The following is a 25862-nucleotide window of genomic DNA, read 5'->3' as shown; positions in this document are numbered from 1 at the left end:
GCGTGGAGAGGGCCGGGAACGCGGCCTCACCACCCCATCGTTCCCGGCCCGCCCTTGAACGGCCCGCGGATCGCGCGCGTGATCCAGCCGCCATAGAACCCGCCGGGCTGGGGCACCACCCGTTCGTCGTCGACGTAGCAGGCGTCCATCGCGCCGGCATAGACCGCGACGTAGTTCGCGATCGGCCGGAAGCCGGGCGTCGGGTCGGGATAGGCCCAGGCCGCCCCTTGCGCGACGCGCCCGCCGGCGGTGAGATCGAACAGCACCGCGCGGCCCTTCCATTCGCAGATCCCGGCCCGCCGCGGCGGCCCGAGGAGGCCGGGCGCCAGGGCGGAGGGCGGACAGTAATAGGTCGGCGGGTGGCTCGTCTCGAGGACGCGGAACCCCTCGCGGGTGTCGGCCACGGTCAGGCCGGCGAAGACCACGCGCAGGCGCTGGCGCACCGGCTCCAGGCGCGGCGGGCGGGGATAGTCCCAGACGCTCTCCTCGCCGGGGCCGGCGGGATCGGGGCTCGGGTGCATGGGGTCGTCCTCGTGGCGCGAGATGGGGAATCCGGGGCCGGACGCAGGGCGTCCGGGGAGGGGAGATAGCGCGCGCCGGCGCCCGCAAAAGCGTTTGCCGGCACTCCCCGCCATGGTAGCGCAGGGCCGCGACAGACCGGAGGCCGCCCCCCGTGACCGAGCCCGCCCTCTTCCTCGACTTCGACGGCACCCTCGTGGAGATCGCACCCACGCCCGATCAGGTCCGGGTCGATCCGCCCCTGCCCGCCGCCCTGGCGCGGCTGCGCGAGCGGCTCGGGGGGGCGCTCGCCATCGTCACCGGCCGGTCGATCGGGGTGATCGACGGGTTCCTGGCGCCCGAGCGCTTCGACGTCGCCGGGCTCCACGGGGTCGAGACGCGCTTTCGCGGCGAGGTCGGCGGCGGCCGGCGGGAGGACCATCCGGCCCTGCGCGCCCGGATCGACGACCTTCACGCGGCCCTCGACCCGCTGCCGGCGGTCCTGATCGAGGACAAGGGCGCCTCGGTGGCGGTGCACTGGCGCCTGGCGAGCCCCGCCGACGCCGAACGCGCGCGCGGGGTCGTCGAGGCGGCGGCCGCCGCCCTCGGCGAGGCCTACAGGCTGCAGCTCGGCAAGGCGGTGGGCGAGATCGTGCCGGCCTCGGCCACCAAGGGGGCGGCGATCAGGGGCCTGTCGGCCCATGTCCCCTACGCCGGGCGCCGGGCGATCTTCCTCGGCGACGACCTCACCGACGAGCGCGCCTTCGCCACCGTCAACGCCGACGGCGGCGTCAGCGTGCGCATCGGCCCGGCCGAGACCATCGCCACCCGCCGGCTCGCCGACCCGGCGGCGGTGCGGGCCTTGCTCTACGCCTGGGCGGACGGGGCGCCGATCGACCCGGACGCCCTGCCGCCGGCCTGAGGCCCGATCCGCTCCGCGAAACCAGAGACATGTCCATGGAAGACGGTCCTATGGAAGACACGCCCATGTTCGAGTTCCCGGTCCTCGTCGGCGACATCGGCGGCACCAATGCGCGGTTCGGGGTGGTGCCCGAGGCGGGGGCGCCGCCGCGCCTCCTCGCCCATCTCGAGACAGCCGCCTTCCCGGACCCCAGCGCCGCCATCCGCGCCGCCCTCGGCCGCCACGACGGCGCGCCGCCGCGCTCGGCCATCCTGGCGGTGGCCGCCCGGGTCGACGGGCCGGAGGTGCGCCTCACCAATGCCGCCTGGGTCATCGCCGGCGCCCGGATCGGGGCCGATTTCGGCCTGTCGCGGGCGGTGGTGGTCAACGACTACGTGCCGGTGGCCGCCGGGGCCGCGAGCATTCCCCCGGACGCGCTCACGGTCATCGGGCCGCACGGCCTGTCGGATTCGGGCGCCCGCCTGGTGCTCGGCCCGGGGACGGGCTTCGGGGCGGCCGCACTGATCCCCTATGCGGACCGCCTCGCCATCGTCTCGACGGAGGCCGGCCATACCGAGCTCGGCCCCGCCGACGACGAGGAGATGGCGATCTGGCCGGCGCTGGAGCGGGTCGGCGGGCGCGTCACCGTCGAGACCCTGCTGTCGGGCCCGGGCCTCGTGCGCCTGGACCGGGCACTGCGTCAGGTACGGACGGGGCAGGCGGGCCCGCCCGGCGACCCCGCCCTGATCACCGAGCGGGGCCTGACGGGGGCGGACCCGGATTCCGCGGCGGCGCTGCGTCTCTTCGCCAAGCTGCTCGGCCGGGTCTGCGGCGACCTCGCCCTGACCTTCCTGGCCACCGGCGGCGTCTATATCGGCGGCGGCATCGCCCCACGGATCGTCGCCGTGCTGCGGCAGGGCGGCTTTCGCGACGCCTTCGAGGCCAAGAGCCCCTACGTGGCGCAGATGCGGGCCATCCCCACCAGCGTCATCGCCGTCCAAGACCCCGCCCTGACGGGTCTCGCCGCCCTGGCGAGCCGGCCGGAGGTGTTCGTCTACCACGGCCAGGTCTGGCGGCGGGGGTGAACGGGCACCGCGAACCGTCTGGACTTTCGCCGCAAAACGCCGCCCGGGGCAGGCGCCGGTAGCACTTCTTAAGGAGGTTGCGTCGAAGCTCCGCGCAACCTTCGGGATGGGCGATGTTCACCAACGTGTCGATGGAAAGAGCCCGGGTGGCGGCCGACTGGTTCTGGGAAACCGATGCGGACGGCCGCCTGACCTACGTCTCGCCCGAGGCCGAGGCCGCCTTCGGCCTGACGGCGGCGGCGCTGCTGGGGCGGACGCACGCCTCGCTGGCCACCGAGGCCCCCGCCTGGGCAGCCGACGGACGGATCAGGACTCTCACCTATCCCTACGCGCATCCCGACGGGCGGCTGCGCCGGGTCAGGATCGCCTGCGAACCGCGCCTCGATACGGACGGGCGCCGGCTCGGCCATCGCGGCGTCGGCACGGCCTGCGATGAGGCGGCCGCCGACCCGCTGGAGGCCCACGCCGGGCTGATCGAACAGAACCGGCGCTTCGACGCCGCCCTGGAGAACATGAGCCAGGGCCTGTGCATGTTCGACCGCGAGCAGCGCCTGGTCGTGTTCAACGGACGCTATTGCGAGATCTTCGGCCTGCGGCCCGGCGACCTGCGCCTGGGCATGACGCAGCGGGAGATCATCGCGCTCTTGTTCTCGCGCAACTGCTACCACCCCGACACCACCATCGACGGGCTCCAGGCCAGCGTGCAGGCCGCGGTCCAGGCCGGGGGCGGCCACGACGTCCATCGCACCCTGGCCGACGGCCGCATCGTCGCCGTCTCGCACCGGCCGATGGCCGGCGGCGGCTGGGTGGCGACCTTCGAGGACGTGACGCACCGCCAGGAGAGCGAGGCGCGCATCGCCCACCTGGCCCGGCACGACGCCCTGACCGACCTCGCCAATCGCTCGGCCATCCAGGAGACCGCCTACAGCCTGGCCGACACGGTCCGGGGCCGGGAGCGCAGGCTGGCGGTGTTCGCCCTGAGCCTGCGCCGGTTCAAGTTCGTCAACGAAGGCCTCGGGATCCCGATCGGCGACCTGCTCCTGTGCGAGGTCGCCGATCGGTTGCGCGCGCTGTCCCCGGGGGTCGACACCGTGGCCAGGGTCACGGGCGACGAGTTCATGGTCGTCGGGACCGTCGGCGACGAGGCCGAGGCCTTCGCCATGGGCGAAGACCTCGTCGCGGGCGTGCAGGCCCCGGCCGCCATCGCCGGGCAGACGGTCAGCGTGGGGGTGAGCCTCGGCATCGCCCTGTGGGACGGGCAGGAGCCGAACATCGGGCTCGTCATCAAGAGCGCCGACCTCGCCCTCGACCATGCCAAGGCCGAGGGGGCCGGCACGGTGCGCCTGTTCGTTCCGGAGATGGACGAGGCCGCGCGCCGGCGCCGGACCCTGGAGCGGGACATCGCGGCGGCGTTCGCGCTCGGACACTTCGAGGTGCACCACCAGCCGATCCTCTCCGTCGCGAGCCGCGGCATCGTCGGCCTGGAGGCACTGGTGCGTTGGCGCCATCCCACCCGGGGCCTGATCAGCCCGGGCGTCTTCATCCCCATCGTCGAGGAGACGGGACTGATCATGCCGCTGGGCGAATGGGTGCTGCGCCAGGCCTGCCGCGACGCGGCGAACTGGCCGGAGGAGACGAGCGTCGCCGTCAACGTCTCGGCGGTGCAACTGCGCCAGGGCGACTTCTGCCGGGTCGTGAAGGCGGTGCTCGCCGAGACCGGCCTGTCGCCGCACCGGCTCGAACTCGAGATCACCGAGAGCGTCCTCCTCGACGACAGCGGCGCCAACCTCGCGACCCTGCACCGCCTGCGCGCGGCCGGCATCAAGATCTCGATGGACGATTTCGGCACGGGCTATTCGAGCATCAGCTACCTGCGCCGGTTCCCGTTCGACAAGATCAAGATCGACCAGTCCTTCGTGCGCGACGCCTCGCGCAACGCCGACGCGCTGGCCATCGTCCAGGCGATCATCGGGCTCGGCGCCAGCCTCGGCATCCGCACGCTGGCCGAAGGCATCGAGACCGAGGAGCAGCTCGCCATCGTCAAGGCGGAGGGCTGCGACGAGATGCAGGGCTTCCTGTTCAGTGCGGCCCGGCCGGCCGCCGAGATCGACGCCCTGTTCGCGTCTGGCGGCCGCGCGACGCGGGCGGCCTGAGGCCGGCCTCATACATTTCCGGTTGATCACTTCGTGATGCGGAAATGGGCTTCGCTCAGGCGCCGCGCGGGCTTGCTGATAAGGTCACCGCTTTCATCAAGCGGAGACCTTATCAGATCCCGTCCCCGGCGAGCTCGCGGGCCACGGCGCGCCGGCCGATGTCGCGGCGGCAGAACCCCTCCGGCCAATCGATCCGGCCGATGGCGGCATAGGCCCTGGCCTGCGCCTCCAGCATGGTGGCGCCCAGCGCCGTCACCGCCAGGACGCGGCCGCCGTCGGCCAGGAGCCGGCCGTTCTCCAGGCGGGTTCCGGCATGGAAGACGACGACGTCGGGATCGTCCCGCAGCGCCTCGACGCCACGGATCTGCGAGCCCCGCACCACCGTGCCGGGATAGCCGGCCGCCGCCATCACCACCGTGAGGGCGGCCCGGTGGCGGTCGAAGGCGATCTCGACGCCCGAGACGTCGCCGTCGCAGGCGGCCACCAGGGCCGGCACGAGGTCGCTCGTGAGGCGCGGCATCAGCACCTGCGCCTCGGGATCGCCGAAGCGGGTGTTGTACTCGATGAGCTTGGGGCCCTCGGCCGTGAGCATCAGCCCGGCGTAGAGGATGCCGACGAAGGGGGTGCCGCGGTCGCGCATGCCGTCCAGCGTCGGGGCGACGATCGTCTCCATCACCTCCCGCTCCAGGGCGGGCGTGAGGACGGTGGCGGGAGAATAGGCGCCCATGCCGCCGGTGTTGGGGCCGCGGTCGCCGTCGAACGCACGCTTGTGGTCCTGGGCGGTGCCGATCGCCACCGCCCGGGTGCCGTCGCACAGGGCGAAGACGCTCGCCTCCTCCCCGAACAGGCATTCCTCGATGACGATCTCGGCGCCTTCGTCGGCGAGCATGGCCAGGACCGCGGCGCGGGCCTGCTCCATCGTCTCGGCGACCACCACGCCCTTGCCCGCGGCGAGCCCGTCTGCCTTGACCACGATCGGAGCGCCGCGCGCGGCGAGATAGGCGAGGGCGGGGTCGATTTGCGTGAACCGGGCGAAGGCGGCCGTGGGGATGCCGCGCTCGGCGCACAGGTCCTTCGTGAACCCCTTCGAGCCTTCGAGGCGCGCCGCCGCCCGGCTCGGCCCGAAGGCGCGGATGCCAGCGGCCTTCAGGTCGTCGACGAGACCGGCCACGAGGGGCACCTCCGGCCCGATCACCACGAGGCCGATGGCCTCGGCTTGGCAGAAGCCGAGGATGGCGGCATGATCGGACACGGTCAGGCCGGGCCGATTCTCGCCCACGGTGGCGGTACCGGGATTGCCCGGCGCCGTGAACAGGCGCTCGCACAGCGGGCTCTTGGCCAGGGCCAGGGCCAGGGCGTGCTCGCGCCCGCCCGAACCGATCAATAGGATGTTCATGAGCTCGAATGGTCTCCCGATCGGTTCGGAGGTCCCGGCACCACCGGCGCGGCCTCGTCCCGCCCCGACATCGCATCTATCATCGAAACGCCAGCGGGGAACCGTCGCGGCGGCGATGGCAGGGAGGCCCGATCGGCGGCCTGCGGGCGACGGAACGCTTCCCGCGAGCGCGCGTTGATTTCGGCTATGCCAGGATGTCGCCGTCCCCTCCCGAATTCGACGGTGCCCCGCAAGGGCAATGGTTTCCGGTTGTCCCACTGCGTGACCGACTGGACCGGCCCACCACGCGCCGCCAACGACAATCGCTGGATGACGGGCGGTTCCCTATGGCCATGGGCCGTCGTGATCGGCCTCGCGCCGATCATATCGGCTGCCGTACTGCTGGCGATGTCGTTCTGATTGCCGCCATCGTCACGCTCTTGAGGTCGGTGACGATCCGGCTCGGATAGACGCATCGACCGGCGTGCTCGGCTCGGCATCGAGCGCTCTCTTACGTTTTCCCCCGCCTCGCCATCGAGCCTCCGGTCCGACAGCCGGACGAGACGCACATCCGTTCGCGTCGGTTACAGATCCGGCTCGTTGAGGACGTAGGGTCCGATGCGGCTTTGCAGATCGATGGTGCCGCCCGCCTGGCCGGCGAAGGTCTCGTCGACGACGATGACGGGGATGCCGGCGTGGCGCATCTGGTCGCGCAGGCGGTCGGCGAGGATGGCGTGCGCGGGATCGCGGCGGGACGAGGTCTGGAGAAGGACCGCAGCGGGACGTGCGATCACCGCCAGGACGTCCTGCGCCGCCTCGAGGGACGCCGTCACACTGGCGTAACCGAGTTCGGCCAGATCCCCGGCCAGGGAGTGGTCGATGGCACGGTGACCATCATCGACGACCAGCACTTGCTGCAGCGCACTCATGAGGATCAGGGATATTCCATCGCCGGTCCCTTGGAAAGGGATACGTGTGACAACACACATGGCCGCATTCGGTTCGCCGGCCACGCTCCGAAATTCACATTGCTGCCGTGATGATGACCGGGGCCTGAACCGCGCGCCGTCTTTCGCCCGACGCACGATGGCCCGGACGCAATACCCTGGCGACGCAGGTTTTCTCATCGTCGCCGCAGGCGACAGCCGCCGATGGCCGGCCACCACGGAGGCCGGGCGCCATTCTCGCGGATGCGGCGGACCGGACGATCGGGCGAGGGTCAGCCGAGGGTCAGCGCAGTGACGCGGCCCGCCCGCACGGTGGCGCGGAACCGGGTTTCCGACCAGGCCTCGGCGGTTTTCTCGGGACTGTTGCCGCGCTGCAGCAGTGCGGTGCGGCAGGCCTCGCCGCGGAAGGCGAGGCGCCCGTCCTCCTCGGCCCGGATCGCGATCAGCGCATCGGGCAGGGGCGACCTCTCGGGGTCGGCCAGGGTCCGCAGGACGTCGTCGCGACCGCGGGTGCCCGACAGGAGGGCGACCTCGTCGAAGGCGACCACGTCGATCACCGGGTGGGCGCCGTCCGCGGCCAGGGCGCGGGCCGGGAAGGCGGACGGCGCCCGGTGGACGAGGCTGCACGACCGCAGGGTGTCGGGCAGCCGGCTGGCGGCGAGGTTCCGCTCCAAGCCGGCCGGGGCGACGAGGTGGGTCGGCAACGGCCGCGCCAGCGTCTCGGCGAAGGGCAGGGCGGAGAAGACCGGGAGGGTTTCGAGGCCGGCTCCGCCCGTGAGCGCCGTCCCGAGGCCGGTGACCACGGCGCGCAGGTCGCTGAACGGCAGCAGGCTGAGGATGCGCTCGCCCGGGGCGATCCCGATCCGGGTGTGGTGAAGGGCGATGGCGGCGAGAAGGGCGTTGCCCGAGCGGTGGACGGGCCTCGCCGGATCGCCGCCGGCGAAGCTGACGAGGCCGCCGGCGGCCTGCGCGGCGAAGGGGCCGCCGGTGCCGTCGAGGGCCATCCCGTCGAGGCTGATGACGCCGTCGGGCACGTCGGGTCCGAAGGCGGCGAGGTAGCGCAGGCCGAAGTAGCGCAAGGCGACCCGGCGCATGGTCTCGGCCGGCGCCGCGTTCCCGGCCCGGGCCTGGCAGAGGACGGCGGCGATCCCGGCGGCCTGGACACCGGCGACGAGGTCGTCCTCGCTCCAGCCGGGCGGCAGCAGGCAGGGGCAATGCCCCGCCGCCTCGATGGCGAGATAGGCGAGCGCGCTCTCGGCCCCGCCGGCCAGGGACAGGCCGATGCGGCTCCCCTTCGGCAGGCGCCAGGTCCGCAATCCGTTGGCCAGCCGCGAAACGATCTCGGTGGCGGCGGCATAGGTCCAGGTGATGGGCGCGCGCCCGCTCCAGGCCCGCTTGTCGGCCGGATCGACGAAGGCGACCCGGTGGGGATGGACGTGGGCCGTCTCGGCCAGGAGGGCGCAGAGGCCCAGGCGGCCGGCGGGCGCCGGATCGGGAGCGGGCGGCGGTGCCGCGACGGCCTCCGCCGCGGGGTCGCGGGTGGCGGGGGCGGGGCGGGGTCGCGGCGGCGACTCGCCGGCCATCGGCGTCCGCCGGGCCGGAGCCGGCGAACCGGGACGGTCGCGGGGCGTCGTGATGATCACGGGCTGCGCCGACACCGGTCCCTCGCTCGCGGAAGTCTCCCCCCGTGATGGCGCGTCAGGGTTAAGCCGGGCTTAACGGACTCGCCTCGCGATGGAGGCGTCCCGGAGGGCCGTGGGTGATTGCCATGAGGCGGCGCCTGGGCCAGGAACGGCGCCGGTGTCATGTCTTCGCCGCATTCGGAAGGAAAGCAGGCCGCCCGTTCAGTCGCGCGATCTGTCCACAGATTCGCGCGGAGCCATCGCTGCGCATCCGTCGGCGCAAGGGTGGTCCGGTTCCGCATCGGCCGCGACAGGCGGCCGGCCGGCCAGCCGGTATCGTGCGCTCCGGCGCGCCGCTTCACTATCTCCTCGAGGGGTCAGAGCTGATGTTCTTCGCCAACCAGTCCGCGCGCCCGCTGCGCATCGCCGCCGTCCTCGCCCTCGCGGGCCTGGCCGGGCCGGCCCTCGCCCAGGCGCCGGCGCCCAAGGGCAAGGCGGCGCCGACCGCGCCCGCCCCCACCGCGCCCCCGCCGGGCCAGGGCGCCGCCCAGACGCCCGCCGCCCAGACCGGGCCCCAGACCATCAACGTGAAGTCCGAGCCCTCCCAGACCGAGTGGACCAAGGTCTGCGGCAAGGACCAGGGCAGCGGCACCGACGTCTGCTACACCACCCGCGACTTCGTCTCGGACCAGGGCCAGCCGGTGCTGGCGGTGGCCGTCTACGACATGAAGAACTCGCAGACGAAGCAGGAGGTGCGCGTGGTGCGCTACCTCATGCCGCTCGGCCTGCTGCTGCAGCCGGGCATCCGCTTCACCGTCGACGGCCAGCAGGGCACCGCCGGCAAGTTCGCGGTCTGCTTCCCCAACGGCTGCTTCGCGGAGGCCGGCGGCGTCGGCAACGAGCTGATCGCGGCCATGAAGAAGGGCACGCTCCTCAACGTCAGCGTCCAGAACCAGACCCAGCGCGAGGTCACCTTCGCCGTGCCGCTCACCGGCTTCGGCAAGGCCTTCGACGGCCCGGCGATGGATCCGAAGGTGCTCGAGGAGCAGCAGAAGAAGCTCCAGAGCGAGCTCGAGAAGCGCAGCGACGACATGCGCAAGAAGCTCGAGCAGCAGAACGCCGCCGGCGGCACGGCCGCCCCGGCACCCGCAGCGGCTCCCAAGCCCTGATCTGCGTGACGTTTGAACGTGAACGAAAGAGAGGCCGGGCGGATCGCCCGGCCTCTCTTGTGTCGGCATGCCCGATAGCGGAGGCCCGCCTCGATCGAGGGGCGCCCCATCCGTACTCAGGCGCCGCGTGGGCTCGGTGATACGGCTCCCGCTTTGTCCAAGCGGCGAACCGTATCAATTCGCCTGCCGTTCCCGCATTCGGTAGCCGCCGTTCGCATCCCGCTCGAACACCTCGGCGATGCCGGTGTGGCGCAGGGCCTCGCCGGAGGTGTCGTGCACGAGGTTCTGTTCGGAGACGTAGGCGACGTACTCGCTCTCCGCGTTCTCGGCGAAGAGGTGGTAGAACGGCTGGTCCTTGCGCGGGCGCATCTCCTCGGGGATCGCCAGCCACCATTCCTCGGTGTTGTCGAACACCGGGTCGACGTCGAAGACGACGCCGCGGAACGGATAGATGCGGTGGCGGACCACGGCGCCGAGGCCGAATTTGGCGGTTCTCATCGCGGGGGCTGTCATCGTCGTGTCGATCATGAAGGTCAGATAAGGCGCCGGACGCGTCCTGTCATCGTGCGACCAGGTCGTCGTCCGGCGCCGCGCGTCAGCCCAGGTTGTAGGTCTTGGCCAGGTCCGGGTCCTTCTCGGCGACCAGCTTGGCGAGATCGACGATGACCTTGGCCTGCTTCCAGGTGGCGTCGTCCTGCATCTTGCCGTCGAGCATCACCGCGCCGGTGCCGTCGGGCATCGCCTCGACGATGCGCACGGCGAAGGCGACCTCGGCCGGATCGGGCGCGAACACGCGCTTGGCGATGGCGACCTGGTTGGGGTGCAGCGTCCAGGCTCCGGCGCAGCCCATCAGGAAGGCGTTGCGGAACTGGGCCTCGCAGGCATCGCCGTCGGAGAAGTCGCCGAACGGGCCGTAGAACGCCTTGAGGCCGTTGGCCATGCAGGCGTCGACCATCTTCGCGATGGTGTAGTGCCATAGGTCCTGCTGGGCGCTGGCCCGGGCGGCGCCGTCCGTGGTCGGGTCGGCGATGACCCGGTAGTCGGGATGCCCGCCGCCGACGCGGGTGGTCTTCATGCCGCGCGAGGCCGCGAGATCGGCCGGCCCCAGGCTCATACCGTGCATGCGCGGCGACGCGCTCGCGATGGCGTCGACGTTGGCCACGCCCTCGGCCGTCTCCAGGATGGCATGGACGAGGATGGGCTTGGTGACGCCGTGCTTGGCCTCGAGCTGGGCCAGCAGCTGGTCGATGTAGTGGATGTCCCACGGCCCCTCGACCTTGGGCACCATCACCACGTCGAGCTTATCCCCCACCTGGGACACGATCTCGAACAGGTCGTCGAGAATCCAAGGGCTGTTCAGGGCGTTGATGCGCGTCCACAGGCCGGTGCCGGAAGCCGCGAAATCCGTGGCCTGCGCCATGGCGACGAAGCCCTTGCGGGCGGCCTCCTTCTGGTCGACCGGCACCGCGTCCTCGAGGTTGCCGAGCACCACGTCGACGGTGGCCGCGAGTTCGGGCACCCGGGCACGGACCTTGTCGTTGTGGGGCGGCACGAAGTGGATCATCCGCTCGAGCTTGACGGGCAGGTCGCGAAACGGTGCCGGCGCACCGGTGGCGAGGGGCTGGAAGAAGCGGCGCGGCAGTTTCATCGGGGCTCTGGCTCCGTGGGGCGGGATCGGAACGGCGGGCACCCCCGCCTCCTCCGTCAGCGGTTAGTTCATGCTCGCCCCCCAGGTCAAAGAACGGATGCGTTTTCGCACACCGGGAACCACGCGGGGGCCGCCGGCCGCCTCGCCCCGGAACCGCCGTTGCGACCTTGCGTTTTGCCAATCAGGGCGGGTGGCGTGAACGAGGATCAGGCGATGTCCGGATCGACCAATCGACCCGCCCCGGCGCGGCGCGCTCGCAGGACGGCGTGGCTCACGGCCGGGGTCATTGCGGGCTCCCTCTCGCTCGCGGCGAGCGTATCGGTCGAGGCCGGCCCCGCCGAGCGGCAGAAACCGGCCGAGAGGGTCGCCTTCACGGCCGGCGAGGCGGCCGCCGCGCAGCCCGACGGCCTGACCGGCGTGCGGATCGCCGGCGACGATCCCGCCGCTTTCCAGGCCCTGATCGACGGAGCCTCCCGGGCGAGCGACCCCTGGCTGGTGATGTCGGGCGGCGGCGAGAACGGCGCCTTCGCGGCCGGCCTCCTCACCGGCTGGAGCGCTTCGGGTGAGCGGCCCTCCTTCGGCGTGATCACCGGGGTGAGTACCGGCGCGATGATCGCGCCCTTCGCCTTCGTGGGCGCCAGCGAGGACGCGACGCTGGCCAAGGCCTACACGGAGGTCTCGGCCGCGGACGTGTTCGAGTTCGGGGCGACCCCGATGTCGCTCACCGACACCTGGCCGCTCAAGCGGCGGATCGACCGGTCGGTGACGACCGACCTCCTCAAGGCCGTGGCGGCCGAGCACGCGAGGGGCAGGCGCCTGCTGGTGGCGACCACGGCGGTGGACGCCGAGCGCCCGGTTCTGTGGGACATGGGCGCCATCGCCACCGCCGGGGGCCCCAAGGCGCTCGCCCTGTTCCGCTCGGTCATCCTGGCCTCGGCGGCGGTGCCCGGCGTTTTTCCGCCGGTGCTGATCGAGGAGCGGGGGCAGGACGGCAAGGCGTTCCAGGACATGCACGCCGACGGCGGGACCATGGCCCCGTTCTACCTCGCGCCGGAGGCGGCCCTGCTGGGCGACACCCTGCGGCTGCCGACGCAGACGGTCTACCTCGTGATCAACAACCGGCTGAGCCCGGACTTCCAGATGGCGAGCCGCAGCACCCTGAGCGTGCTCGGGCGCGCGATGTCGGCCGCCATCAAGGCCCAGACCCGCATGGCGCTGGCCGTGGCGCGCACCTTCGCTGTCCGCGAAGGCATCGCGCTCAAGGTGGCCCAGATCGACGGCCGCTTCACGAAGACGAGCACGGTGCCCTTCGACGGGGCCTACATGCGGGCGCTGTTCGCCCACGGCGCCGCCCTGGGGCGGGCCGGCACCGCCTTCATGCAGGAGGAGGCACACGGCGCCACGAGCTCGCTGCGGCCGCTGCCGCGCCCGGACCTTTCCCCGCGCCCGGAGACGGCCCCGCGCCGGGACATCGCCGTTCGCTGATCAGCCCGCGCCGGCCCGCATCAGGGCCGGCGCGCCCATGCGCGGCAGCACGCCCTCGCGCATCACGATGCGCCGCAGGGGCGCGATCGAGGTCATGGCGATCAGGCCGATGCCCCGCAGGGCGTCCACCGGCACGAGACCGGTGAGCAGGCTGCGGTTGAGGAGGTCCACGGCCGCGGTCCGCAGCCGCGCATCGCGGGAGCGCGAGCGGGCAAAACCCGCGAGCGCCTGGCGCGAGCCGGGATCGCGTCCGTCGGAGCGGGCGCCGAGCACCGCATCGCGCAGCGCCGCCGCATCGCGAAGGCCGAGGTTCAGCCCCTGTGCCCCGATCGGCGGGAAGACGTGGGCGGCCTCGCCCACCAGCGCCAGCCGGTCGGCCACCGGGCTCGCCACGGAGAGGCCGCGCATCGGCACGAGGCCGCGCGGCCCGTCGATGCGCATGGCCCCGAGCATCGCCTGCGCCTGGGTCTCGATCGCCTGGGCCAGGGCGTCGTCGTCGAGTTCCGACAGGCGCCGGGCCGCCATCTCGGCGGTCACCCAGACGAGGCTGGAGCGATGGCCGCCGGGCAGGGGCACCAGGGTGAACGGCCCCTGGCGGGTGTGGAACTCGGTGGAGACGTCCCGGTGCGGCCGGTCGTGGGCCAGCAGCGTGGTGATCGCCGCCTGGGGATAGGACCAGGTCCGTTCCCGGATGCCGGCGCTCCTGCGCATGACGGAGCGTCCGCCGTCGGCGGCGACCACGAGCCGGGCGGCGATACCGCTGCCGTCGGCCAGGCGCACGGTGGCGGCATCCACCCCCGTCTCGAGGTCGGCCGCATCGGCCTCGACCAGGGTGAGGTTGGCCGCGGTCCGCGCCACGTCGCGCAGGGAGGCGACCAGCCGGGCACTCTCGACGTTCCAGCCGAAGGCCTCGAGACCGATCTCGGTGGCGACGAAACGCGCCGGCGGAGGCCGGAACAGGCTGCCGGTGTCGTCGACGATGTGGAGTTCGGCCAGCGGCGCGGCGTGAGGGGCGATCGCCGCCCAGGCGCCGAGCGCGTCGAGGAAACGCACCGATCCGTCGAGGAGGGCGACGGTCCGGCCGTCGGCCACCGCGCCGTGCCGCCCGATCAGGGCGGTGGCGACGCCGTCGCGCGCCAGCGCCAGGGCGGCACACAGGCCGACCGCACCGGCACCGACCACGGCGGCCTCGAAGCGGGGAGGGGATGTCATGGGCTTCTAGCCTCCAACCTGAACGCGCGTCCCCCCTCGCGGGGCGGGATCGAGGGCGGGGGGGTCCGCTGGCCTCCGGAGGAGGGTCACCCGGCCACCCCCGCCTCCGACGTCTCCCCACAAGGATGAGGAGAGCCACGCCTTATCCGAAGAGATGGCCATCGCCCGCCCGCTTCAAGCCCCACGATTGCGCGACATCCTGGCCTTCCGCGACGCAACCCTGGGCGGAAGGCGCCGTTACGCTTCGGCACGACGAAGACGCCGCAGGAGGGAACCCCGTGAACCTCGCCATCGCGCTCCTGGCCCTCGGGTTCCTGATGCTGGTGGCCTATCGCGGCTTTTCCGTCATCCTGTTCGCGCCGGTCGCGGCGTTGGCCGCGGTGCTCCTCACCGATCCGTCCGCGGTGCTGCCCGTGTTCAGCGGGCTGTTCATGGACAAGCTCGTCGGCTTCGTGAAACTCTACCTGCCGGTGTTCCTGCTCGGCGCGGTGTTCGGCAAGGTCATCGAGCTGTCGGGGTTTTCGCGCGCCATCGTCACCGCGGTGATCGACCTCGTCGGCCCGCGCCGGGCGGTGCTCTCGATCGTGCTGGTGTGCAACCTGCTCACCTACGGCGGCGTCTCGCTGTTCGTGGTGGTGTTCGCGGTCTATCCGTTCGCGGCCGAGGCGTTTCGGCTCAGCGACATCCCCAAGCGCCTGATTCCCGGCACCATCGCCCTTGGCGCATTCTCCTACACCATGGACGCGCTGCCGGGCACGCCGCAGATCCAGAACATCATCCCCACCACCTTCTTCAACACCACCACCTGGGCCGCGCCCTGGCTCGGGCTGATCGGCGCCGCCTTCATCCTGACGCTGGGCGTCCTCTATCTCGATCGGCGCATCGCCTCCGCCCGGCGCGCGGGCGAAGGCTACGGCAGCGGCCACGCCAACGAGCCGGCCGCCCTCGCCGACGAGGCCCTGGCGCATCCGGCCGTCGCGCTCCTGCCGCTCGTCGTCGTGGGCCTGTCCAACCTCGCCTTCACCGCGCTGATCCCGCGCCTCTACGGCCCCACGGTCGAGACCACGCTGGCGGGCCTCGACAAGCCGATCGTGACGACCACCACCCAGGTCACCGCGATCTGGGCGGTGGAACTGGCGCTGCTCCTCGGGATCGCCACGGTGTTCGCCTTCGCCTGGAAGCCGGTGGCCTCAGGCTTCGCGCAGGGCAGCAAGGCGGCGGTGGCGGGCTCTCTGCTGGCCGCCCTGAACACCGCCTCCGAATACGGGTTCGGGGCCGTCATCGCGGCCCTGCCGGGCTTCCTCGCCATCCGCGAGGCGCTCTCGGCCATCCCCGACCCACTGATCAACGAGGCGGTGACGGTGACCGCACTTGCCGGCATCACCGGCTCGGCCTCGGGGGGCCTGAGCATCGCGCTGGCCGCCATGTCCTCGACCTTCATCGCGGCGGCGCAGACCGCGCAGATCCCGATGGAGGTGCTCCATCGGGTGGCCGCCATGGCCAGCGGCGGCATGGACACCCTGCCCCACAACGGCGCCGTCATCACCCTGCTCGCGGTGACCGGCCTCACCCACCGCCAGGCCTATGCCGACATTTTCGCGATCACGATGCTGAAAACCGTAGCGGTGTTCGTGGTGATCGGAGTGTTTTATGCGACGGGGATCGTGTGAGGCGAGGGGAGGGCAAGTCCCGAACTCACGAGCTCCCGAACCACGCCGCCCACCTTGTCCCCGCGCCCATGCCCTATATGAGCCCTCACCAGCACTGAAGAGGACGCGACCATGACCAAGGCGATCCGGGTTCACGAGTACGGCGGCCCCGAGGTGATGCGGCTGGAGGAGGTGACGCTGCCCGAGCCCGGTCCCGGCCAAGTCCGGGTCCGGCAGACCGCCATCGGCGTCAACTTCATCGACATCTACTTCCGCTCGGGCGCCTACAAGGCCGCCGCCCTGCCCTTCACCCCCGGCAAGGAGGGCGCGGGCGTCATCGTCTCGCTCGGGGAGGGCGTCACCGGCTTCCGGGTCGGCGAGCGCGTCGCCTACGGCTCGGCCGCCAACACCTACGCCGAGGAGGTGGTGATCGAGGCGAGCGCGGCCGTGCATCTCTCCGAGCGGGTCGACGACGTCACCGCCGCCGCGATGATGCTGAAAGGCCTCACCGCCGAGTACCTGCTGCACCGGACCTACAAGGTGAAGGCCGGCGACACGATCCTGTTCCACGCCGCCGCCGGCGGCGTCGGTCTCATCGCCTGCCAATGGGCCAAGCACCTCGGCGCCACCGTCATCGGCACCGTCGGCTCGGCCGAGAAGGCGGAGCTCGCCCGCGCCAACGGCTGCGACCACGTCATCCTCTACCGGGACGAGGATTTCGCCGCCAAGGTGAAGGAGATCACCAAGGGCAAGGGCGTGCCGGTGGTCTACGACGGCGTCGGCAAGGACACCTTCCCGGCCTCGCTGGACTGCATCAGCCCGCTCGGCCTGTTCGCGAGCTTCGGCTCGGCCTCGGGGCCGATCCCGCCCTTCGACATCGCGCTGCTCAACACCAAGGGCTGCCTCTACGCCACCCGGCCCTCGCTGTTCGCCTATTCGAGCCACCGCGACGTGCTCGATTCCATGGCCGCCAACCTGTTCTCGGTGGTGGGCAACGGCGCCGTGAAGATCCCGGTCCATTCCCAGGCGCCGCTGGCCGAAGCCCAGCAGGTCCACCGGGATCTGGCCGGCCGCAAGACCACCGGCGCCACGGTGATGATCCCCTGACCGAAAGCCCGCACGCCGAGAACCCGCACGCCGAGAGTCCGCAAACCATGGCCTGGACCGGCACAGACCTCCTCCTGGTCATCGACGTGCAGGTGGATTTCCTCCCCGGCGGGGCTCTCGCCGTGCCGGACGGCGACGCGGTGATCGCCCCGATCAACCGGCTGATCGGGGCGGCCCCCCACGTGGTCCTGACACAGGACTGGCACCCGGCCGGCCACGTCTCCTTCGCCTCCAGCCATCCCGGCCGGGCAGCCTTCGAGGCGGTGGCGCTCCCCTACGGCACCCAGGTGCTGTGGCCGGACCATTGCGTGCAGGGATCGGCCGGGGCGGCGTTCCACCGGGATCTCAGGACCGACCGGGCCGAACTGGTGATCCGCAAGGGCCACCACCCCGATGTCGACAGTTACTCGGCCTTCCTCGAGGCCGACCGGCGCACCCCCACGGGGCTCGCCGGCGCCCTGCGCGAGCGCGGGTTTTCGCGATTGGTGCTGTGCGGGCTCGCCACCGACTACTGCGTCGCCTGGAGCGCGCTCGACGCGCGGGCGGCGGGGTTCGCGGTGGCGGTGGTGGACGACGCCGTGCGCGGGATCGACCGCGACGGCTCGGTGGCGCGGGCGTGGGGTGAGATGGCGGCGGCGGGGGTGGAGCGGATCGAGAGCGGGAAGATTGCAAGCGGATAAGGAAATTCCGCTCGATCCCGACGCCCTTGAAATACACCTCAGGTTTACGATATCACTAAAGTCAACTTGAGGTATGAAACATGGCTGATGATCTCGATCAGCGCGGCCCTCCCGACCGGCAGCGCATCAACGTCAACGAATCCTGGGAAGTAACCTGGTGGTGCAAGGAATTCGGCGTCACCGAAGCGCAACTACGGGCGGCCGTAAAGGCGGTCGGTCCTATGGTGAAGGACGTGGCTCGCCATCTGGGCAAACCGGTTCCGTAGCGGCCGCACGAGCGACCGACAGCCTTTCAAGTCTGGGGCCACGGCATGGCCGGTTCCGGACTTGAGGCGTCCAAACGCTACACCGCACTCCCATACAGATCGTAGGCATCCGCCCGCTCGATCTTGACGGTGACGATGTCGCCGACCCGTAGCGGTCGGCGGCTCGTGACGTGGACGGCGCCGTCGATCTCGGGGGCGTCGTATTTCGAGCGGCCCTTGGCGAGGCCGGGGCCGGCCTCGTCGATGATGACGGGCAGGCGCTTGCCGATGCGGGCCTTCTGCAGGCGCAGCGACACCACCTGCTGCGCCTCCATGAACCGGCGCTTGCGCTCGGCCTTGAGTTCCGGCGGGACCGGATCGCCGAGCCCGTTGGCCACCGCGCCGCCCACCGGCTCGAACTCGAAGCAGCCGACGCGCTCGAGCTTGGCTTCGCGGATCCAGGCCAGAAGCTCCTCGAACTCGGCGTCGGTCTCGCCGGGAAAGCCGACGATGAAGGTCGAGCGGATGGCGAGATCCGGGCAGACCTCGCGCCAGCGCCGGATGCGCTCCAACTGGCGCTCCTGGTTGCCGGGCCGGCGCATGCGCTTGAGCACGCTGGGAGACGCGTGCTGGAGCGGCATGTCGAGGTAGGGGAGCACACGCCCCTCGGCCATGAGCGGGATGACCTCGTCCACATGCGGGTAGGGGTAGACGTAGTGGAGCCGGACCCAGGCGCCGAGCTGCCCGAGTTCGCCGGCCAGGTCCGCGAATTTGGCCCGCACCTCGCGGTCCCGCCATGGGCTCGCGGCGTAGCGGATGTCGACGCCGTAGGCGGAGGTGTCCTGCGAGACCACCAGCAGTTCCTTGACGCCGGCCTTGACCAGCTTCTCTGCCTCGCGCAGCACGTCGCCGGCCGGACGGCTGACGAGGTCGCCGCGCAAGCTCGGGATGATGCAGAAGGTGCAGCGGTTGTTGCAGCCCTCGGAAATCTTCAGGTAGGCGTAGTGGCGCGGCGTCAGCTTCACCCCTTGCGGCGGCACCAGGTCGAAGAACGGGTCGTGGGCCGGGGGCACCGCCTCGTGGACGGCCGCCACCACCGATTCGTAGGCCTGCGGGCCGGTGACGGCGAGAAGGTTCGGATACTTCGCCCGGATCTCCTCGGGCTGCGCGCCCATGCAGCCGGTGACGATGACCCGGCCGTTTTCGGCCATGGCCTCGCCGATCGCGGCCAGCGACTCGGCCTTCGCCGAATCGAGGAAGCCGCAGGTGTTGACGATGACGACGTCGGCGCCGTCGTGGCGGCGGGAGAGCTCGTAGCCCTCGGCGCGCAGGTGCGTGAGGATACGCTCGGAATCCACCAGCGCCTTCGGGCAACCGAGGGAGACGAAGGAGATCTTCGGGGCCGCGCCTTTGAGCGTGGGCAGGACGGATGCGGTCATGATGGCTCGTCGGGCACGGCGCGATCGGCGCCAAGGGCTTGGCCGGGGCGATCGCACGGGTGCGGGATTTGGATGCAGGGTCTATAGCGCCATCCGTCCGATCTTGCGAGCCTGGCCCGCTTTGTCATGACCGGACAGGAGCTTGGCCGCGGCCGCGGCGGCGGGTGGGGGGCTGCCCCCGGTCGTCCGTCCGCGCCGGCCCGGACGATTTCGCAGCGGCGCCCCCAGCACAAAGGGTGCATAAGGGCTCCCACGGCCATCGGCCCGGCCTAAGGCCGCTCGTCAGACAGCAAGAGTCCAGCCCGACCCGCCCATGTGGACCCAAGACATCTGGATTCGAGACCTCCCGTCCCTCGATCCCGTCGCGGCGGCCCTGGCGCTGTCGCAGCTGCCGGGGCTCGCCTTCCTCGACAGCGCAATGACGCACGAGACCCTCGGGCGCCGCTCGATCGTTGCCGCCGATCCGTTCGGGCGGTTCCGCTGCAGCGGGGGCAGGGCGAGCCTCGACGGCCGGCCCCTCGAGGGCCCGCCGCTCTCGGCCCTGCGCGCCTGCCTCGCCCCCTACCGCGTCGCGCCGCAGCCCGGGCTGCCCGCCTTCCCGGGGGGGGCCATCGGCTACATCGCCTACGACTTCGGGCGCACCCTCGAACCCGCCGCCGTTCCGGCCCGGCGGGCCGGCCTGTGCGACGACATCGCCCTCAACCTCTACGACACGCTGCTGTCGATCGACCACGAGACCGGGCGCTGCCGGCTCGTGGCCACGGGCTTTCCCGAGACGACGCCGGCCGGGCGGAAGGCGCGCGCCGCGGCCCGGCTCGACGCCTTCGCGGCCCTGCTGGAGACGGCCGGGCCGCCGCCGGCCGCCGGCCCCGCCGTCCCGCTCGCCTGGACCTCGAATTTTTCGCGCTCCGCCTACGAGGCGGCGGTGGAGCGGGTGCGCGACTACATCCGGGCCGGCGACATCTACCAGGCCAACCTCGCCCAGCGCTTCGAGGCGGCGCTGCCGCCGGGCTTCGACGGCTTCGCCCTGTACCGGCGCCTGCGCGCCACCAACCCGGCGACATTCGGCGCCTACCTGGCCTTCGACGGCCTGACGGTGGCCTCCAGCAGCCCCGAGCGCTTCCTCAAGCTCGACGGGCGCAGCGTCGAGACCCGCCCCATCAAGGGCACGGTCCGGCGCGTCGCCGACCCGGACGAGGACCGCCGGCTCGGCGAGGCCCTGCAGGCCGACCCCAAGGAGCGGGCCGAGAACATCATGATCGTCGACCTCCTGCGCAACGACCTCTCGCGCATCTGCGAGCCGCACAGCGTGACGGTGCCGACCCTGTGCGGCCTCGAATCCTACGCCTCGGTGCACCACCTCGTCTCGGTGGTCACCGGCACACTCAGGGCCGGCGCCGACGCCCTCGATCTCCTCGGCGCCACCTTCCCCGGCGGCTCGATCACCGGCGCGCCCAAGCTCAGGGCGATGGACATCATCACCGAGATCGAGGGCGATGCCCGCGAACTCTACTGCGGCGCCATCGGCGCCATCGGCTTCGACGGCTCGCTCGACACCGCCATCGCCATCCGCACCGTCTTCATGGACGGGGGAAGGGCGGTGCTGCAGTCGGGGGGCGGCGTCACCCTGCTCTCGGACCCGGCGGCCGAATACGAGGAGACCCTGACCAAGGCCGCCCGCGTGTTCGAGGCCTTCGACGACCCGGAGGCGGCATGATCCTCGTCGTCGACAACTACGATTCCTTCGTCTTCAACGTGGTGCGCTACCTCGAGGAACTCGGGGAGACGGTGCGGGTGGTGCGCAACGACGCCCTCGACGTGTCCGGCATCCGGGCGCTCGGCCCCGACGCCCTGGTGATCTCGCCGGGGCCGTGCACCCCGGCGCAGGCCGGCATCTCGGTGCCGGCGATCCGCGACCTCTCGGGGGAGATCCCGATCCTCGGCGTCTGCCTCGGCCACCAGGCGATCGGCGCCGTCTTCGGCGGCCGCGTGGAGCGGGCGGGGCGGCCGCTGCACGGGCAGGGCACGCCGATCCGCCACGACGGGCGGGGCCTGTTCGCCGGCCTGCCCGACCCGATGACGGTGGGGCGCTACCATTCGCTGATCGTGGCGCCCTCGGACGCCATGGCGCAGGTTCTCGCCGTCGACGCCGTCTCGACGGACGGGGAGGTGATGGCGCTCAGCCACCGCAGCCATCCGACCTGGGGGGTGCAGTTCCATCCGGAATCCGTGCTCACCGAGCACGGCCACGACCTGTTCTCCAACTTCCTCGGCCTCGCCCGCGACTGGCGCGCGGGCCGCGCGAAAGGCTGAGCCGTGCTCTGGTTCGAGGGCCGCCTCGTCGAGGGCGCCACCGTCCCCTTCGACCTCTCCGACCGCGGCCTGACGCTGGGCGACGGGGTGTTCGACACCGCGCTCTGCCTGGGCGGCCGGATCGCCTTCGAGGCCGAGCACGTCACCCGCCTCGTGGCGGCGGCCGCACACCTCGGCTTTGCCGTCCCGCGCCCGACCGTCGAGACGGCGATGCGCGCGCTGGCGGCCGCCTGCCCGCAGGCGGCGATCCGCACCACGCTCACCCGCGGCACCGGCCCGCGCGGGCTTGCCCCCCCGCCGGACGCGCGCCCCGCGCTCTGGGCCAGCGCCGCCCCCTTGCGCCCGGGGATGGCCTTCGCGCCGTTGAGCCTGCTGCCGGTGGAGACCCGCCGCAACGAGACCTCGGTCTGTTCCCGCCTCAAGACCCTCGGCTACCTCGACGCGGTGCTCGCCGCCCGCCAGGCCGCGCAGGCCGGGTTCGACGAGGCCCTGTTCCTCAACTCCCGCGGCGCCGTCGCCTGCGCGGGCACCGGCAACCTCTTCGCCCTGAAGGGCGAGTGCCTCGTCACGCCGCCCCTGAGCGACGGCGCGCTCGCCGGCATCATGCGCGACCGGATCCTCGCCCACGCCGCAACGTGCGGGCTGAGGGTGGAGGAGACCGCGCAGCCGCTGAGCGCCTATGCCGACGCCGATGCGGTCGTCCTCACCAATTCCCTGCGCCTGATCGCCCCCGTCTCCGCCATCGGAATTCGGAATATTCCGTCAGTCGATCATCCCGTCGTGGCCCGGTTGATGGAGGCGGTGCGCCGCGACGTCACGGGCGCCTGCGGCGTGGCGGGGATTCCGTGACCGGCATGGCCCCGATCAGGGACCTGATCCCCTCCGGACCCGCCTGGATGCGGGCGGCGCTGATCGTCGTCTTCGGCGGCATCGGCCTGGTCCACCTCACGGCCCCCGACGCCTTCCTGCCGATCATGCCGGAGTGGGTGCCGCAGCCCCGCCTCGTCGTCGTCCTGACCGGGTGGTGCGAGCTCGCCGGCTGCATCGGCCTGCTGGTGCCGCGCCTGCGCCGGACCGCCGGCCTGATGCTGGCGCTCTATGCCGTCGCGGTGTTCCCGGCCAACCTCAAGCACGCCTGGGAGGGCATCGCGGTGCCGGGCCTGCCGCAGAGCTGGTGGTACCATGGGCCGCGCCTGGCCCTGCAGCCGGTCATCGTCTGGTGGGCCCTCTACGCCACCGGCTGGACGCGCTGGCCGTGGTGGGTGCGGACGAACGGGGAAAGGAAGAGGCAGGGGTGATCGCTCCCCTTCGTCCCGCCGATCTCCCCTCATCCTGAAGCGCTCCTTGCGGCGGCAACGAGCCTCGAAGGAAGGTTCCGCACGGCCCCGAGATCCCTGGACCCCTCCTTCGAGGCGGCAGGCAAGGCGCCTCAGGACGACGTCGACGGCGGAAGACGACGATCGGCATTCTTGGAAGAAAAAGGAATATTCCTATTCCTTCCGTTCGTCTCGCTTCACCGCCTGCCAGGCCGCCTCCATCGCGGCGAGATCGCTTTTCGCGAGGGGGGTTCCGTCCCGGTCGAGGCGGGTGGTCATCGCCGTGAAGCGGCGCTCGAACTTGGCGTTGCCGCGCCGCAGCGCTTCCTCCGGATCGATCGACAGGTGCCGGGCGAGGTTGGCGACGGAGAACAGGAGGTCGCCGATCTCCTCCGCGATCGCCCCGGGGGCACCCTCGGCCATGGCCTGCGAGACCTCGTCGATCTCCTCGCGGACCTTGGCGACGACCTCGGCCGGGTCGGGCCAGTCGAACCCGACGCTCGCCGCCCGTCGCGAGATCTTCTCCGCCCGCGACAAGGCGGGGAGGGCGCGGGCGATATCCGCGAACGGCCCCGGGTCGGGTCGAGGGCCATCCTCGGGGCCAGGGGTGTCCTCGAGTCCAGGGGTGTCCCGCGCGGCGGCGCGTTCGCGCGCCTTGACCGCGTTCCACAGCACCGCGACCGCATCCGGATCGGTCGGCCGGCCCCCATCCTCGAGCACGCGGCCGTCGGGCTCGAACACGTGCGGATGCCGGCGGATCAGCTTGGCGGTGATGGCAGCGACGACATCGCCGAAATCGAAGGCGCCGGTCTCCTGGGCCAGGCGCGCCTGGAACACGACCTGGAGCAGCAGGTCGCCGAGCTCATCGCGCAGGTCTGACGGACGCCCCCGCTCCACCGCGTCGGCGACCTCGTAGGCCTCCTCGATGGTGAAGGGGACGATGCTGGCGGGGGTCTGGGCAAGGTCCCAGGCACAGCCGAAATCCGGATCGCGCAGGGTCGCCATCAACCCGATCAGGCGATCGATCGCCGCCTGTGTCGCCTGTGCGCTCATGAACGATCCCGGGATTGGAGAGAGACGATCCTGCCGGACTGGCGCCTGCGCCGGCGGTCGGAGCGACAGGTGACCATGGGGTTAAGAAATCCCGGTCGCCCTGTCACCAGCCTCGGCCTCTGGAGACGGACAGTGGACGGCGCTCTGACAACGTCCAAGACATCGTCTTTGCAAGGGTGTTCGTTTCGACGAACGGTCCCGTCCGGTACTAGGAAAGTTATCAGGAAGGATTCTCAGAGAGTCTTTTCGGCAAGTTATAGGAGGGCGGAAAAAATCTCGTCACGACAAAGGGTTGAGCGGTGTTTCGGTATCGAACTCTGCGCGGCTCCGCATCCGACTCTGCGGTGGTCCGTATCCAGATCTGCGTGGCGTCGTGGGGCTCGCGTATCGAGATCTGCGTAGCTGCGTATGGGATTCGGCGGGGATGGCGGGCTCGGCCGGTGAACTATGGGGACAGATCCCGCATCCGCCCCCGTATCGAACTCTGCGTCGGCCGATCGCGGCGTGGGGCGGTGTCCCGCCCGCCTCGGGACGCCGTCGCACGGATACCCCGGTGCGACCGCGGATCGCCGGCCCGTGCGGCGCAGCCGTCGTCACGTGCCAAGACGCCGGCCGAGCCGGCGTGAATCCGTGGGTAACGGGGATTTCGCGAGGAAACCGCAGGCCGGTGCGACTCTCCTGCGCCCAATCGTGCCATGCACGACGATCGGCGCTGCGGCGGGACGAAGTCGGGGAGGGGGCGTGTCGGGGATCGAGGAGAAGCTGGCCCGGATCCGCGATCCCGATCTCCTGGCCGAGATCGAGGGCGCGCGCGGCGGCTTCCTGTTCGCCACCATCGTCGAGCACGTGCTGCACCGCCAGCTCGCCAGGGCCGCCGAGGCCGCCTCGCGCCAGGCACTCACCGGACGGCGCCTCGACATGGCCCGCGACCAGCGCCGGCGCGACGCCGTGCGCGAGGTGATCGAGAACGAGCCGACGGCGCCCGAAAACCTGCAGCACATCCACAGCGTGCTCGCCCTGTGCGGCCTGCCCTACCGCGATCCGGGCTCGGCACGCGAGTTCTTCCGGGACTACGGCCGCAACTCCCTCAGCCTGCTCGCCGGGCGGCTCAAGAACCCGGCCAACGGCGAGATGGAGCCGCAGGGCCTGCCCTACGGCCCCAAGGCCCGCCTCGTCCTCCTGCATCTGTGCACCGAGGCGGTGCGCCAGCGCAGCCCCACCATCGCCGTGGCCGACAGCCTGTCGGGCTTCATGAAGGAGATGGGGTTCGCCGTCACCGGGGGCGAGCGCGGCACCATCCGCCAGTTCAAGGAGCAGCTCAACCGGCTCGCCGCCTGCACCATGCAGATCGGCCTGTGGGACGGCGGCGACACCGCCCGCACTCTCAACGTGCCGCCGTTCCGGCAACTGGCCCTGTGGCTGCCCCAGGGCGGGGAGGGGCACGTCTGGTCCAAGACCGTGCAGTTCCACCAGGACTTCTACGACAACCTGATCCAGCACGCCCTGCCCGTCGACATCCGGGCGGCGCGGGCGTTCTCGGGCTCGGCGCGCAAGCTCGACCTGCTGTTCTGGGTCGGCTACCGCCTGCGGGCCCTGCAGCGCCCCTTGCGCCTCACCTGGACGAACCTGCACGGGCAGTTCGGGGCCGACAACGCCAGCATCCGCAGCTTCCGCCAGGCCTTCAAGGCCGATTTCGCGCACCTGTGCGAGGTGTTCCCCAAGCTCCCCATCACCCTCGACGACACCGGCATGTTGCTCAAGCCCGCGGACGCCTCCACCCTCCTGATCCCACCGCGCAGCGGCCGGCCGGCCAGGGCCAGCCGCGCGACCGCCGCCTGATACGGCGGCCGCTCGATGAAAGCGGGAACCCCATCGGCAAGCCCGCGCGGTGCCCGTGCGAAGCCCAGGCCCGCATCGCGTCGTGATCGACCGGAGACGGTACGAGACCGGCGAGACCCGATATTC

General features: G+C 71.7%; 24 protein-coding genes. 15 read left to right on the top strand and 9 right to left on the bottom strand.

Features of this window, described 5'->3' with window-relative positions:
• Positions 1-26 precede the first annotated feature (26 nt).
• The gene (locus tag ASG40_RS05490) at positions 27-521 is read right to left on the bottom strand and encodes a DUF427 domain-containing protein (protein WP_055882044.1); all 495 of its coding nucleotides are present in this window, start codon (positions 519-521) and stop codon (positions 27-29) included.
• Positions 522-673: 152 nt separating this feature from the next.
• Between ASG40_RS05490 and otsB the strand changes: the two genes are divergently transcribed.
• From otsB to ASG40_RS05475, 3 genes are all read left to right on the top strand, one after another.
• Entirely contained in the window at positions 674-1420 is a 747-nt protein-coding gene (gene otsB, locus ASG40_RS05485) for a trehalose-phosphatase (protein WP_055882040.1), read from the top strand.
• 65 nt (positions 1421-1485) lie between these two features.
• Positions 1486-2484, top strand: a complete 999-nt coding sequence (locus ASG40_RS05480) for a glucokinase (protein WP_055882108.1) — start codon at positions 1486-1488, stop codon at positions 2482-2484.
• 113 nt (positions 2485-2597) lie between these two features.
• Positions 2598-4637, top strand: coding sequence for a putative bifunctional diguanylate cyclase/phosphodiesterase (locus tag ASG40_RS05475; RefSeq protein ID WP_055882036.1), 2040 nt, complete (start codon positions 2598-2600; stop codon positions 4635-4637).
• Between the two features lie 112 nt (positions 4638-4749).
• Here ASG40_RS05475 and purD read toward each other — a convergent pair whose 3' ends face one another.
• Positions 4750-6033, bottom strand: coding sequence for a phosphoribosylamine--glycine ligase (gene purD, locus ASG40_RS05470; protein ID WP_055882034.1), 1284 nt, complete (start codon positions 6031-6033; stop codon positions 4750-4752).
• 261 nt (positions 6034-6294) lie between these two features.
• Here purD and ASG40_RS21020 point away from each other — a divergent pair, with 261 nt between their 5' ends.
• A complete protein-coding gene (locus ASG40_RS21020) occupies positions 6295-6432 on the top strand; it encodes a hypothetical protein (RefSeq protein WP_156387570.1) in 138 nt (45 codons plus the stop codon).
• Positions 6433-6596: 164 nt separating this feature from the next.
• Here ASG40_RS21020 and ASG40_RS05465 read toward each other — a convergent pair whose 3' ends face one another.
• Both ASG40_RS05465 and ASG40_RS05460 read right to left on the bottom strand, forming a co-directional pair.
• Positions 6597-6941 carry a hypothetical protein gene (locus tag ASG40_RS05465; RefSeq protein WP_055882030.1) on the bottom strand — a complete coding sequence of 115 codons (345 nt, stop codon included), beginning with the start codon at positions 6939-6941 and terminating at the stop codon, positions 6597-6599.
• Between the two features lie 290 nt (positions 6942-7231).
• Positions 7232-8617, bottom strand: coding sequence for an AMP-binding protein (locus ASG40_RS05460; protein ID WP_244480536.1), 1386 nt, complete (start codon positions 8615-8617; stop codon positions 7232-7234).
• A gap of 350 nt (positions 8618-8967) precedes the next feature.
• Here ASG40_RS05460 and ASG40_RS05455 point away from each other — a divergent pair, with 350 nt between their 5' ends.
• Positions 8968-9750 (top strand): invasion associated locus B family protein, encoded by a 783-nt coding sequence (locus ASG40_RS05455; RefSeq protein WP_055882027.1) that lies wholly within the window; start codon positions 8968-8970, stop codon positions 9748-9750.
• 174 nt (positions 9751-9924) lie between these two features.
• On the opposite strand, the gene hspQ is transcribed toward ASG40_RS05455, so the two are convergent.
• Both hspQ and ASG40_RS05445 read right to left on the bottom strand, forming a co-directional pair.
• Positions 9925-10263, bottom strand: a complete 339-nt coding sequence (gene hspQ, locus ASG40_RS05450; protein ID WP_055882102.1) for a heat shock protein HspQ — start codon at positions 10261-10263, stop codon at positions 9925-9927.
• Between the two features lie 82 nt (positions 10264-10345).
• On the bottom strand, positions 10346-11398 hold the full coding sequence (locus ASG40_RS05445; protein ID WP_055882025.1) for an HpcH/HpaI aldolase/citrate lyase family protein: 1053 nt from the start codon (positions 11396-11398) through the stop codon (positions 10346-10348).
• Positions 11399-11611: 213 nt separating this feature from the next.
• On the opposite strand from ASG40_RS05445, the gene ASG40_RS05440 reads away from it, so the two are divergent.
• A complete protein-coding gene (locus ASG40_RS05440; RefSeq protein WP_082523916.1) occupies positions 11612-12883 on the top strand; it encodes a patatin-like phospholipase family protein in 1272 nt (423 codons plus the stop codon).
• Here the strand turns inward: ASG40_RS05440 and ASG40_RS05435 are convergent, their stop codons facing one another.
• Positions 12884-14095 carry an FAD-dependent monooxygenase gene (locus ASG40_RS05435; RefSeq protein WP_055882021.1) on the bottom strand — a complete coding sequence of 404 codons (1212 nt, stop codon included), beginning with the start codon at positions 14093-14095 and terminating at the stop codon, positions 12884-12886.
• A gap of 278 nt (positions 14096-14373) precedes the next feature.
• Between ASG40_RS05435 and ASG40_RS05430 the strand changes: the two genes are divergently transcribed.
• From ASG40_RS05430 to ASG40_RS20260, 4 genes are all read left to right on the top strand, one after another.
• On the top strand, positions 14374-15765 hold the full coding sequence (locus tag ASG40_RS05430) for a GntP family permease (protein WP_055882018.1): 1392 nt from the start codon (positions 14374-14376) through the stop codon (positions 15763-15765).
• Positions 15766-15876: 111 nt separating this feature from the next.
• Positions 15877-16851, top strand: coding sequence for a quinone oxidoreductase family protein (locus ASG40_RS05425; RefSeq protein ID WP_055882015.1), 975 nt, complete (start codon positions 15877-15879; stop codon positions 16849-16851).
• 47 nt (positions 16852-16898) lie between these two features.
• A complete protein-coding gene (gene pncA, locus ASG40_RS05420) occupies positions 16899-17531 on the top strand; it encodes a bifunctional nicotinamidase/pyrazinamidase (RefSeq protein ID WP_055882012.1) in 633 nt (210 codons plus the stop codon).
• An 80-nt stretch (positions 17532-17611) separates the two neighbouring features.
• Positions 17612-17797: a DUF3606 domain-containing protein gene (locus ASG40_RS20260; RefSeq protein WP_082494710.1), complete on the top strand. Its 186-nt coding sequence runs from the start codon at positions 17612-17614 to the stop codon at positions 17795-17797.
• Positions 17798-17874: 77 nt separating this feature from the next.
• On the opposite strand, the gene rimO is transcribed toward ASG40_RS20260, so the two are convergent.
• Positions 17875-19215, bottom strand: a complete 1341-nt coding sequence (rimO, locus tag ASG40_RS05415) for a 30S ribosomal protein S12 methylthiotransferase RimO (RefSeq protein WP_055882009.1) — start codon at positions 19213-19215, stop codon at positions 17875-17877.
• 313 nt (positions 19216-19528) lie between these two features.
• Between rimO and pabB the strand changes: the two genes are divergently transcribed.
• Genes pabB through ASG40_RS05395 form a run of 4 tightly spaced genes read left to right on the top strand, consistent with a single transcriptional unit; the run spans position 19529 to position 22826 of the window.
• On the top strand, positions 19529-20932 hold the full coding sequence (gene pabB, locus ASG40_RS05410; RefSeq protein ID WP_200944204.1) for an aminodeoxychorismate synthase component I: 1404 nt from the start codon (positions 19529-19531) through the stop codon (positions 20930-20932).
• Positions 20929-21528, top strand: coding sequence for an anthranilate synthase component II (locus tag ASG40_RS05405; protein ID WP_055882006.1), 600 nt, complete (start codon positions 20929-20931; stop codon positions 21526-21528). Before pabB ends, ASG40_RS05405 begins: the two co-directional genes overlap by 4 nt.
• 3 nt (positions 21529-21531) lie before the next feature.
• The gene (locus ASG40_RS05400) at positions 21532-22377 is read left to right on the top strand and encodes an aminotransferase class IV (protein WP_055882003.1); all 846 of its coding nucleotides are present in this window, start codon (positions 21532-21534) and stop codon (positions 22375-22377) included.
• Between the two features lie 5 nt (positions 22378-22382).
• Positions 22383-22826, top strand: a complete 444-nt coding sequence (locus ASG40_RS05395) for a DoxX family protein (protein ID WP_443136585.1) — start codon at positions 22383-22385, stop codon at positions 22824-22826.
• A 192-nt stretch (positions 22827-23018) separates the two neighbouring features.
• On the opposite strand, the gene mazG is transcribed toward ASG40_RS05395, so the two are convergent.
• Positions 23019-23897, bottom strand: coding sequence for a nucleoside triphosphate pyrophosphohydrolase (gene mazG / locus ASG40_RS05390; protein ID WP_055881998.1), 879 nt, complete (start codon positions 23895-23897; stop codon positions 23019-23021).
• Positions 23898-24638: 741 nt separating this feature from the next.
• Between mazG and ASG40_RS05385 the strand changes: the two genes are divergently transcribed.
• Complete coding sequence (locus ASG40_RS05385; protein ID WP_055881995.1) at positions 24639-25736, top strand: replication protein RepA; 1098 nt, start codon at positions 24639-24641, stop codon at positions 25734-25736.
• The last annotated feature ends 126 nt before the right edge of the window (positions 25737-25862 follow it).

Source organism: Methylobacterium sp. Leaf399, from assembly GCF_001424525.1.
Taxonomy (GTDB): domain Bacteria; phylum Pseudomonadota; class Alphaproteobacteria; order Rhizobiales; family Beijerinckiaceae; genus Methylobacterium.
Note: the sequence above shows the minus strand (reverse complement) of the source record. Positions and strands in the feature narration are given on the sequence as shown.